Consider the following 11,076-nt stretch of genomic DNA (forward strand, 5'->3'; position numbering starts at 1 on the left):
TCTCGACGTATCAAGAGACAGCCCTGGCAAGCTCGGCGATCACCTCGCGCGTGCGATTCTTCGATGCGATCAGTTCGTCGCGGTTATCCCCGATGGGCAGCAGCCGTACCGACAGATCCGTCACGCCCGCGTCGGCGAACTGCTTGAACCGCTGGAGAATTGACTCCTCGTCACCCGCCGCGCACAGGTCGCCAACGCTCCGGGCGTCTCCGCGGTCCAGCAGCTTCTGGTAGTTCGGCGACGTCTCGGCCTCGGCGAGGATCCGGTTCGCCCGGTCCTTCGCGGCATCGATCTCCGAGTTCGCACACAGACAGACCGGAATACCGGCGACGATGCGCGGTGCCGGCCTACCGGCTTCCGCGGCGGCCTTGTTGATCTTGGGCGCGATGTGCTCACCGATCGCCTTCTCGTCGGCCATCCACAGCGACGTGCCATCCGCCAGCTCACCGGCGATCTGCAGCATCACCGGCCCGAGCGCCGACACCAGCACCGGCATCGGGGTGTCGGCGGCGAGCACCGTCGGGTTGTGCACGGCGAACGAATCATTCTCCACGTCAACGGGTCCCGGTCCGGCGATGGCGGTGTTCAGCACCTGCAGGTAATCGCGCGTGTACGCGGCGGGCTTGTCATAGGGCAGCCCCAGCATGTCGCGCACGATCCAGTGATGCGACGGCCCGACACCGAGCGCCAGTCGGCCGCCCGACATGGCATGAACCGAAAGCGCCTGGCGGGCCAGGCCGATCGGATGCTGCGCCTGCAGCGGCACCACTGCCGTGCCGAGCTCGATGCGCGATGTGTTCGCCGCCATCAGGGCGACCATCGTCAGGCAGTCGAAGTCGTTGGGGACCTGCGGCATCCATGCGCTGTCGAGCCCCGCACTCTCGGCCCACTGGATATCGGAAACCAGCTTGGACACCTTGCGTGCCATGTCGCCGCGCTCGGCCCCGATCATCACACCAAGGCGCATCTCAGCCCACCGCGCTTTCCGACGTCAACTTGCGCACTTCCGCCACGAGGGTGTCCAGACCGGTTCCGGTCGGAAACACCGCCGCCGCACCGACGTCGAGCAGTTTCTGCACATCACCCAACGGGATCGTGCCGCCCACGACCACGGCGATGTCACCGGCGTCGGCGGCGCGCAACGCCTCGACGGTCCGGGCCGTCAGCGCCAGGTGCGCGCCCGACAGGATCGACAGCCCGACGAGGGCGACGTCCTCCTGCAGGGCGATCGACACAATGTCCTCGATCCGCTGCCGGATGCCGGTGTAGATCACCTCGAAGCCCGCGTCCCGCAGGCTCCGGGCCACGATCTTGGCGCCGCGGTCATGACCGTCCAGGCCCGGCTTGGCCACCAATACTCGGATCGCCATCAGAACACCACCGGCTGCTGGAACTCGCCCCATACCGATTTCAACGTCGACACCATCTCTCCCACCGTGCAGTAAGCGTTCGCGCAGTCGATGAGGCGGTGCATCAAGTTGTCATCGCCTTCGGCCGAACGAGCCAGCGCCGCAAGGGTTTCCTTCACCGCGACATCGTCACGCTCAGCCTTCACCTTGGCCAGTCGTTTGAGCTGCTTGTCGCGACCTTCGGCGTCGAGTTCATAGGTGGCCAGGTCCGGCGCCGGTTCCTCGACGACGAACTTGTTCACGCCGACCACGGGCCGCTCCCCTGACTCGGTTTCCTGGTGAATCTTGAACGCCTCGTCGGCGATCAGGCCCTGCAGATAGCCGTCCTCGATACAGCGCACCATGCCGCCGTGTGACTCGAGATCGCGCATGATCTCGATGATCTTCCCCTCGGTGGCATCGGTGAGCGCTTCGACGAAATAGGAGCCGCCCAACGGGTCGGCCACCTTGGCGACGCCGGTTTCGTAGGCCAGAATCTGCTGAGTCCGCAGCGCGAGCGTCGCGGACTCCTCACTGGGCAGCGCGAACGGCTCGTCCCAGGCCGCGGTGAACATGGACTGCACGCCGCCGAGCACCGACGCCAGCGCCTCGTAGGCAACCCGCACCAGATTGTTCTGCGCCTGCGGTGCATAGAGGGACGCACCGCCGGAGACGCAGCCGAACCGGAACATCGACGCCTTGTCGGTGGTGGCGCCGTACCGCTCGCGCACGATGGTGGCCCAACGGCGCCGTCCCGCACGGTATTTGGCGATCTCCTCGAAGAAGTCGCCGTGGGTGTAGAAGAAGAACGAGATCTGCGGCGCGAACTTGTCGATGGTCATCCGGCCGCGCTCGACAACCGTGTCGCAGTAGGTGACTCCGTCGGCGAGCGTGAATGCCATCTCCTGCACGGCGTTGGCGCCGGCGTCGCGGAAGTGCGCACCCGCCACCGAGATCGCGTTGAATCGCGGCACCTCGGCCGCACAGAACTCGATGGTGTCGGCGATGAGGCGCAGCGACGGCTCGGGCGGCCAGATCCAGGTGCCGCGCGAGGCGTACTCCTTGAGGATGTCGTTCTGGATTGTGCCGGTGAGCTTCTCGCGCGGCACGCCCTTCTTCTCCGCGGCCGCGACGTAGAAGGCCAGCAGGATGGCTGCGGTGCCGTTGATCGTGAAGCTGGTGCTGATCTTGTCCAACGGGATCCCGTCGAACAGCACCTCGGCATCGGCCAGGGTGTCGACAGCGACACCGACGCGGCCGACCTCCTCGCCGTACTCCTCGTCATCGGAGTCATAACCGCACTGGGTCGGTAGGTCGAGGGCAACCGAGAGCCCCGTCCCACCTTGGCCCAGCAGGTAGCGGTAGCGCTGATTCGACTCCTCAGCAGTACCGAAACCCGAGTACTGGCGGAAGGTCCACAGCTTGCCGCGGTACCCGGACGTGAAATTGCCCCGGGTGAAGGGGAAGTCACCCGGCTGCGGCGGATCCACTTGTCGATCCGCGGGTCCGTAGACCGGTTTCAGCGGTATTCCGGACGGAGTCTGGCCATCGTTATCCATCGATGGATAACGTACTTGCAAAAAAAGAGAATGCCAATACCATTCCCGGTAACAGCCACATAGGAGGACGATGACGGACCGCGCACTCGCCGACAAGACAATGGTGATCTCCGGGGCAAGTAGGGGTATCGGACTGGCGATAGCCATCGCCGCCGCCCAGCAGGGCGCCAATGTCGTGCTCCTCGCGAAGACCGCAGAGCCCCACCCGCGACTGCCCGGCACCGTCTACACGGCCGCCGAAGACATCGAGGCCGCGGGCGGTAAGGCCGCCGCCGTGGTCGGTGACATCCGCTCCGAGGACGACGTCAACCGGGCCGTCGACGTGGCCGTCGAACGCTTCGGCGGCGTCGACATCTGCGTCAACAACGCGAGCGCCATCGGCGTGGAGCCGACAGAGGCGTTGTCCGCCAAGAAGTTCGACCTGATGCAGCAGGTGAACCTCCGGGGCAGTTTCCTACTGACAAAGGCCGCCCTGCCGCACCTGCACAAGTCGGACAACCCCCATGTACTGACCATCGCACCACCCCTGAATCTGAGCCCGCGCTGGCTGGGCGCACACCCGTCCTACACGCTGTCGAAATACGGGATGACGCTGTTGTCGCTGGGCTGGGCAGCCGAATACGCCGAGGCCGGCATCGCGTTCAACTGCCTGTGGCCGCAGACCTATATCGCCACTTCTGCGGTGGCCAACATGGCCGACGGCGCCACGCTGCTGGACTCGTCCCGCAGTCCGGCGATCATGGGTGACGCGGCAGTCGCGATCCTCACCCGCCAGGCCACCGAGTGCACCGCGGGCTGCTTCATCGACGCCGACGTACTCACCGCGGCCGGCCGGAGCCTGGCCCCCTACGGCGGCGGGGCCAACCCGATCCCGGATCTGTTCCTGGGCTAGAAGTTCGAGTTGGGGTTGTCGTAGTGATCGCCTCGGATCCAGCGGCTCTCGCCGGCGCCGTTGCGATCCAGCTTGGGCCCACAGAACAGGAACAGCCCGTCGGGCGCCTGGGCCATCTGATTGAACGGTTGGTCGCAGGGCGTGTCGAAGTCACGGATACCGGCCACCGGCATCGCTCGGAAGTAGCGCGGAGACAACCCACGCGTCGAGTCGCAGAACACGACCCGGCCCCAGTCGGTCGTGGCGAACACGAAGTAGGTGACGTTGTCACAGTCGGCACCCAACGCGACCACGCGGTTGATTCCCGGCACGCACGACGGATCGTCACACCGAACGGGCTCAGCCGACGATGCCGCCGGCCAATGCAATCCCACGAGCGCCAGGGCACCCAACGCAGACCAAAATCGCCGCATTGGCCGAGCGTACCCTGATCCGTTCTCCATTTTCGGAAATATCACTCTCCGACTAGTCCCCGCCGCGCACCTGGTCCTTGACCGCCGGCACCACGGGCGGCGCCGTGCGCCAGTTCGGCAGGCCGTCCTCTTCCAGCCCGACCGGAAATCCGTTGTCGTGCACCTGCGCCCAGTGACTGTGATTGAGCTCGTGCAGGGTGAAGCAGGCATTGAGGGAGTTGTAGAACCCCATGTTGTCCTGCGTCTGGTTCACCGATTCCTTGATCAGCAGGGCGGCCATCGTCGGCACGGCGGCAATGCGCCGGGCGAATTCCAGCGTGCGGTCGGCAAGCTCGTCGGCCGGGAACACCTTGCTCACCATGCCCATGCGGTGGGCTTCGTCCACCGACAGGCTGTCGCCCGTGAGCATCAGCTCTTTCGTCTTGCGGGCACCGAATTCCCATGGGTGCGCGAAGTATTCGACGCCGCACATCCCGAGCCGGGTACCCACCACGTCCGCGAATGTGGTGTTGTCGGCCGCTACGATCAGGTCGCAGGCCCACATCAGCATGAGCGAGGCCGCATAGACGTCACCGTGCACCTGGGCGACGGTGATCTTGCGGAGGTTGCGCCAGCGGCGGGTGTTCTCGAAGTAGTAGTGCCATTCCTGCAGCATCAGCATCTCGGCGCCCTGCCGGGTGGCACCGTTGATCCGGAAGCTCGGGTGCTGGTCGGGTCCGGGCGTGCGTTCCGCGCGGGACTGTGCCGAACCAAGGTCGTGGCCAGAGGAGAACATCGGCCCCAGCCCGCCGAGGATGACGACCCGTACGGTGTCGTCGGCCTCAGCTTGCAGGAACGCCTCGTGCAGTTCGGTGAGCATGCCGCGACTCTGCGCATTGCGAGTATCCGGGCGGTTCAACATGATTCGGGCGATGGTGCCCTCGTCGAGGGTTTCGTACGTGACGTACTTGTAGTCAGCGGTGTTGTCCGTAGCCATGAGGGCACCTTTCGTTACTCCGCGAGCAGACGTAAAACTGTCGTAAATCCGCAATTTTGGACAGTTTTGTGTCTGCTCGCGAGAGATCTAGAGCGACAGGATGGTCGCGGAGGCGGTACCCGGGGCGCCGTACACCTGCGCCAGCCCGACGCGTGGGTTGCCCGGCACCTGCCGCTCCCCCGCTTCACCGCGCAACTGGCGGACCAGCTCGTGCATCTGGCGCAGCCCGGACGCGCCGATCGGTTCGCCGTTGGCGATCAGTCCACCGTCGGTGTTGATCGGCAACGACCCGTGGATCTCGGTGGCGCCGTCGGCCAGCAGCTTCTCCTGCTCGCCGTCAGCACAGAGCCCAGTCTCGGCCATGTGGATGACCTCGGCACCCGCGTCCGTGTCCTGCAGCTGCGCGATGTCGACGTCCTCGGGCCCGATGCCGGCGGCTTCATAGGCAGCCTTGGCCGCGTACACGGTGGGCGACACGTCCTCGTCGAGCGGCGCGGAGGTGGCGTGCACTTCGTAGGCTCCGTAGGTGCGGGTGCGAATCTCACTGGCCCGGACGTACACCGGCTTGTCGGTGTAGCGGTGGGCGATGTCGGCCCGGCACATGATGACCGCGGCGGCACCCTCGTCGGGTGCGCAGAACATGTACTGGCGCAACGGATAGTTGAGCACCGGCGAGGCCATGATCTCCTCGACGGTGATCTCCTTGCGCCGGAACGCGTTCGGGTTCAAGATGCCGTTGCGGAAGTTCTTGTTGGCGACCCGCGCCAGCGTCTCCTCGGAGATGCCGTGCTTGTTGATGTAGTGGTTGGCCTTCATCCCGAAGAACTTCGTGGTGACGAACTGGCCATTGTTGGCGTACCACTGCGGCAAGGCGAGTTTGGCCGGGTCGTCGGTGAAGGCGCCACGTGGGTGCTTGTCCAGGCCGATGGCGATCCCGATGTCGTACTTACCCAGCCGGATGGTGTCGGCGGTCTGCTGGATCGCACTGGCCGCGGTGGCGCAGGCATTGAACACGTTGGTGAAGGTGATGCCCGTCAGACCTACCAGGCGGGTGACCGCATCGGGGTTGGACACCTCGTAGCTGCCCCCGAACCCGAACTGGATGTCTTTCCACTCCAGCTTGGCATCGGTCAGCGCACTCTGTATCGCTTCGGCGCCCATCTCCATCGCGGTCTTGTCGAACCGGCCGAACGGATGGATACCGACACCGATGATCGCTACGTCGTTACTCATCGCGACACCGGCTCGAACCAGAACGTGACCAGCTCATTGCCATCCGCATCGGTAGCGAAGGGAGCCATGGTGAGCTCGACCTCCATGCCGAACTCCAGCTTGGCCGGATCGCTTTCGGTGAGCCGCCCCTCGACGCGAATCACGTCGCCGAGTTGCACCAGGCCGACTCCGAACGGCACGAAGTCCTTGCCGGTGGGACCGGCGTACGGCGCTCCGGGCGGGAATCCCTGTGTGGTCCAGGCGATCACCGTGCCATGGCGCGGTAGCAGCACCTCGGACATCTCGGCCCTGCTGCATTTCGGGCACCGGTCCTGGCGCGGGAACGTCGTCGCCGAGCAGGCACCGCACCGGCTGCCGATCAGCTGCGGATCCGGTTCCGGCCAGGTGGAGATTTCGGGGGCAAGCGCCTTCTGCATCGTGACTCCTAATCGCTCGCGGGGAGGGGTTTGGCTTCCTTGAGTGCGAGCGGCGCCGTCCCGACGCTCAGCGTGCCCGCGCCGGCCTTGGTGACCAGCACCTCTGCCGCGGCGTCGTCGACGTACCGCTTACCCATCACGGTGCCGCCGGACAGCTCCGGGTCGAGAGCCAATGCGCCGCCGGCCTGAGCATCGGAACTGGCATCGAGCGCCACCATCGGGGCGCCACCGCATCGCAGGTCATCCAGGCTGTCACCAGTCCGGACGACGATCACCTGGGTGTCACACACCTGACTTCGCAGGCGGCTACCTGTCTTGACCATGAGAAGCACATTATCAGATAGGAGAACGTCACTTTCCAGAAGTGAGCGAGTAGCGGATAGGCAGGTGTTTGAGGCCGCCGACGAAGATGGTCGCAGTGTGCTGCGGGGTGCCCGCCAGCTCGATCGATCGGAGCCTCGGGATCAGCTCCGAGAAGAAACTGGTGATCTCCATGCGCGCGAGCGCCGCGCCCAGACAGAAGTGGATGCCGTAGCCGAACGCCACGTGCTTGTTGGGATCACGGCCGACGTCGAACCGGAACGGGTCATCGAAGACGTCCTCGTCACGGTTGGCCGACACATACGACAGCAGTACGGACTCCCCCGCCGCGATCGGCACGCCCCGGACAGTGGTGTCCTCGCGTGCGGTGCGCATGAACTCCTTCACGGGTGTCACCCAGCGGATCATCTCTTCGGTCGCGAGCGGCATCAGGTCGGGGTTCTCCCGCAGTCGCGCCAGCTGATCCGGATTCTCGATCAGCGCATGCAGTCCACCGGAGACCACCGCACTGGTGGTGTCATGACCCGCGGTCGCGATGATCACGTAGTACGAGACGGTGTCGATGTCACCCAACGGTTCTCCGTCGAGCCGGGCATTGGCGATGGCCGACGCCAGATCGTCGGTGGGGTTCTCCCGGCGCGCGGCGGTCAACGCGGTGAAATAGGTGAACATCTCGAACAGCGCGGTGCCCTTCTCCTCGGGCGTGACGCCCCGGGAGAACTCCGAGTCATCGGCGCCGAACAGTTCCTGGGTGTACGCCAGCATCCGGGGAAAGTCGGATTCGGGCAGCCCGAGCAGCGACATGATCACGTACAGCGGGTAATTCACCGCGACCTCTTGGACGAAGTCGCATTCGGTACCCAACTCCATCATCCGGTCGACGTAGCGTTTGGCCAGTTCATCGACGCGAACACGCAAGTCCCGCATGGCCTTCGGCCGAAACCAGTCCGCGCCGATCGCCCGCACCAACCGGTGCTGCGGATCGTCCATGTGAATCAGCGTGCTGATGCCCAGCGCGGCCTGATGCGCGTCGGCCTCGGCGGTCATCAGTACCGGGCGCGGCGAGTTGGTGAACAGCGTGTTGGCCCGCTCGATCGCCATGACGTCATGGTGCTTGGTGATGGCCCAGAACGGCTTGTAGCCGGGGACGTCGGCCTTTGACACCGGCGCGTTGGCACGCAAGAAGGACAGTGCCGTATGGAGTTTCGGCTCATCGGCGTAGGCGGACGGGTCGGCGAACACACCGGCAGCGTCGGCGGTGATCGGGGCACTCATGGGCAGCTCCTCACTGATGCAATTCTGCGAGTACGGCTTTGACGACTTCCTCCGGCAATTGCGGCGGCAGACCGACGGTGACCCGGTCGATGACGCCGGCACAGCGTTCCCGGATCGCGGCGGCCAGCGCGCCGACCGGGGCGACGACGGCAATCTCGGCGAGCATCGTGTCGTCGACGAGCTGAGCCATCGCATCCCATTCACCGCGCAGAGACAGCCGGCGAAGCTCGGGCTGCAGGTCGCCCCAGCCGTGCAGTTCGAGGACTCTGCGGTAGGCGGGCGTCGACGCGTAGAAGGCGATCTGCTTGCGGACCCGTCGCGCGGCGACGGCCATTTCGTCGTCATCGGTACCGGTGACGACCATGACCGGGAAGGCCATCTCGAAGTCGCGGCGGTCACGACCCGCTCGCTCCAGCCCGCGCCGCACCGCCGGTTCGGTCGCTTCCTCGAGGTACCGCCGGGTGGTGAACGCATGACCAACCAGACCCGCAGCCACCTCGGCAGACAGCTCCGTCATCGCGTCGCCGACCGCAGCCACGAACACCTTCGGAAATCCGTACTCGTGCGGCTCCGGGACGAACATCGGGGTCATCAGCTTGTGCGTGTAGAAATCACCCTCGAACCGCAGGGTGCCGCCGTCGCGCCAGCATGTCCAAATCGCTTGCAGCGCAGCGATGAACTCCCGCATGCGGGGTATCGGATGGCTCCACGGCATGCTGAAGCGGTTCTCGATGTGCGGCTGGATCTGCGACCCGAGACCGAGGAGGAGCCGGCCCTGCGAATAACCCTGCAAATCCCAACCCACGTTGGCGACTGTCATCGGCGACCGGGCGAAAGCAACGGCGATACCGGTGCCGAGTTCGATACTGGAGGTGTGTTCGGCGGCGAGTGCCAGCGGCAGGAACGGATCGTGGTTCACCTCCGCGGTCCAGCAGCCGCCGTACCCCCGCCGCTCCAATGCTCTTGCCGCACCCGGCACCTCGGCGAGAGCGCAGTTCACGCCCCCGTCGACCGCCAGGCCAACGCGGTCGCCAACCATGTGGTGGACGCTACAGTAAGCAATTCAGTATGGTCAACGTGACAAGCCATCAGTGAGGAACTGCGATGACGGATCGGCCCGACTGGAAGCAGACTCTCGAGGACCTCGAGGGCCTGCGGGAACGTACCCGCGCGATGGGTGGGCCAGAGCGGTTGGCCAAGCACCACAGCAAGGGCAAGCTCGATGCGCGGGGACGACTGAACCACCTGCTGGACCCCGGGACTTTCCGTGAATTCGGCACCCTGGCGGGAGGCGACATCGCCGCCGACGGGATCGTCACCGGATCGGGCCTCATCAACGGCGCACCGGTCATGGTGGGCGCGGAGGACTTCACCACGTTGGCCGGCAGCATCGGGCCGGGCGGCAATGCGAAGCGATACCGGCTCGCCGAACTTGCCCTGCACGACCGGATTCCGCTGGTGATGCTGTTGGAGGGGGCCGGATTCCGGCCAAGCGGCGAACATTACGGCCGCACGCCCACTGACCTGATCGCGCAGGCACGCTGCTCGGGCCGGGTACCGACGGTCGCGGCGGTGCTGGGGCCGTCCGCCGGGCACGGCGCACTCGTCGCCCCGGTCTGCGACTGGACCATCATGAGTCAGCAGGGCGCCATCTTCACCGCCGGCCCACCCGTCGTGAAAGAGTCCACGGGCGAAGAGATTTCGAAAGAGGACCTCGGCGGCCCCGGCGTCGCGCTGGCCAGTGGCGTCATCCACAACGGCGCACTGGATGACGCCTCGACCCTGTTCGATATCCGCCGCTACCTGTCGTACTTTCCGCCCAGCGCCTGGTCATATCCGGCCGCCGTGACGACGAACGACGCGAGTGCCCCACGGCCGACACCCGAGCTGCTCGACGTCGTGCCGCGCGACAACCGCCGCGCCTACAACATGCGCGGCGTCCTCGACGTCGTCTTCGACACCCCGGACTGGTTCGAGGTGCAGCCCAAGTTCGGGCCGGCCATCATCTGCGCACTGGCCCACCTCGGCGGCCATCCGGTGGCCGTCGTGGCCAATCAGCCGAACGTGCTGGCCGGTGCCATCGACGCCGACGCCGCCGACAAGGCAGCGCATTTCATCACAGTGGCGGACTCGTTCCACCTGCCGATCATCTTCCTGGCCGACAATCCCGGAATGCTGCCCGGCAGCCGCTCCGAGCGCACCGGGGTACTGCGCAGCGGCGCCCGGATGTTCGCCGCACAGACCGCGGCGACGACGTTGAAGCTGCACGTCACCTTGCGCAAGGCCTACGGCTTCGGCTCGATGGTCATGTCGCTGTTGGGTTTCGACAATCAGGGCGCGACGTTCGCGTACCCCGGCGCGACCATGGGCGCGATGAGCGCGGCCGCCCTGAGCCGGGCATCGCACGCCGACGAGGACGTCGAGGCCAAGCTGCGCCGGATGGAACTGGAAGCGTCGTTCCGATCGGCGGGCCACCTCGGCTTCGACGAACTCATCTCGCCGGTAGAGACACGCGACGCCCTCCTGTACTCGCTCGAGCGCGGGTTGCGCGCTCGGCAGGCCGCGCCCGAGCCGGTCTCGCGCACCACGATCATGCCGTAACG

At 65.9% G+C, this 11,076-nt stretch carries 12 protein-coding genes; 2 read left to right on the forward strand and 10 right to left on the reverse strand.

What is annotated here, in order from left to right; all coding sequences use genetic code 11:
• Nucleotides 1–10 precede the first annotated feature (10 nt).
• The 3 genes from TL10_RS09230 to TL10_RS09240 are packed head-to-tail and all read right to left on the reverse strand — an operon-like array spanning nt 11 to nt 2,947.
• Entirely contained in the window at nt 11–967 is a 957-nt protein-coding gene (locus tag TL10_RS09230; protein WP_043394833.1) for an LLM class F420-dependent oxidoreductase, read from the reverse strand.
• A gap of 1 nt (nt 968) precedes the next feature.
• A complete protein-coding gene (locus TL10_RS09235) occupies nt 969–1,370 on the reverse strand; it encodes a cobalamin B12-binding domain-containing protein (RefSeq protein WP_043985424.1) in 402 nt (133 codons plus the stop codon).
• Entirely contained in the window at nt 1,370–2,947 is a 1,578-nt protein-coding gene (locus TL10_RS09240) for a methylmalonyl-CoA mutase family protein (RefSeq protein WP_043394828.1), read from the reverse strand. Before TL10_RS09240 ends, TL10_RS09235 begins: the two co-directional genes overlap by 1 nt.
• A gap of 70 nt (nt 2,948–3,017) precedes the next feature.
• On the opposite strand from TL10_RS09240, the gene TL10_RS09245 reads away from it, so the two are divergent.
• The gene (locus TL10_RS09245; RefSeq protein WP_043985425.1) at nt 3,018–3,839 is read left to right on the forward strand and encodes an SDR family oxidoreductase; all 822 of its coding nucleotides are present in this window, start codon (nt 3,018–3,020) and stop codon (nt 3,837–3,839) included.
• Here the strand turns inward: TL10_RS09245 and TL10_RS09250 are convergent.
• The 7 genes from TL10_RS09250 to TL10_RS09280 form a co-directional block, all read right to left on the reverse strand.
• Nucleotides 3,836–4,252 carry a hypothetical protein gene (locus TL10_RS09250; protein WP_043394825.1) on the reverse strand — a complete coding sequence of 139 codons (417 nt, stop codon included), beginning with the start codon at nt 4,250–4,252 and terminating at the stop codon, nt 3,836–3,838. The two genes, TL10_RS09245 and TL10_RS09250, sit on opposite strands and share 4 nt — an antisense overlap.
• 52 nt (nt 4,253–4,304) lie before the next feature.
• Nucleotides 4,305–5,228, reverse strand: a complete 924-nt coding sequence (locus tag TL10_RS09255) for an enoyl-CoA hydratase (RefSeq protein WP_043394823.1) — start codon at nt 5,226–5,228, stop codon at nt 4,305–4,307.
• An 87-nt stretch (nt 5,229–5,315) separates the two neighbouring features.
• Nucleotides 5,316–6,461, reverse strand: coding sequence for a thiolase family protein (locus TL10_RS09260; protein ID WP_043985427.1), 1,146 nt, complete (start codon nt 6,459–6,461; stop codon nt 5,316–5,318).
• Nucleotides 6,458–6,877 carry a Zn-ribbon domain-containing OB-fold protein gene (locus TL10_RS09265; RefSeq protein WP_043985428.1) on the reverse strand — a complete coding sequence of 140 codons (420 nt, stop codon included), beginning with the start codon at nt 6,875–6,877 and terminating at the stop codon, nt 6,458–6,460. Before TL10_RS09265 ends, TL10_RS09260 begins: the two co-directional genes overlap by 4 nt.
• 8 nt (nt 6,878–6,885) lie before the next feature.
• Complete coding sequence (locus tag TL10_RS09270) at nt 6,886–7,200, reverse strand: hypothetical protein (protein WP_043985429.1); 315 nt, start codon at nt 7,198–7,200, stop codon at nt 6,886–6,888.
• A 28-nt stretch (nt 7,201–7,228) separates the two neighbouring features.
• Entirely contained in the window at nt 7,229–8,473 is a 1,245-nt protein-coding gene (locus tag TL10_RS09275) for a cytochrome P450 (RefSeq protein WP_043985430.1), read from the reverse strand.
• Nucleotides 8,474–8,483: 10 nt separating this feature from the next.
• Nucleotides 8,484–9,512: an LLM class F420-dependent oxidoreductase gene (locus tag TL10_RS09280; protein WP_043985431.1), complete on the reverse strand. Its 1,029-nt coding sequence runs from the start codon at nt 9,510–9,512 to the stop codon at nt 8,484–8,486.
• A 65-nt stretch (nt 9,513–9,577) separates the two neighbouring features.
• Here TL10_RS09280 and TL10_RS09285 point away from each other — a divergent pair, with 65 nt between their 5' ends.
• Nucleotides 9,578–11,074, forward strand: a complete 1,497-nt coding sequence (locus TL10_RS09285; RefSeq protein WP_043985432.1) for an acyl-CoA carboxylase subunit beta — start codon at nt 9,578–9,580, stop codon at nt 11,072–11,074.
• Nucleotides 11,075–11,076: the final 2 nt, after the last annotated feature.

It is taken from the genome of Mycolicibacterium llatzerense (assembly GCF_000878195.1).
GTDB lineage: Bacteria > Actinomycetota > Actinomycetes > Mycobacteriales > Mycobacteriaceae > Mycobacterium > Mycobacterium llatzerense.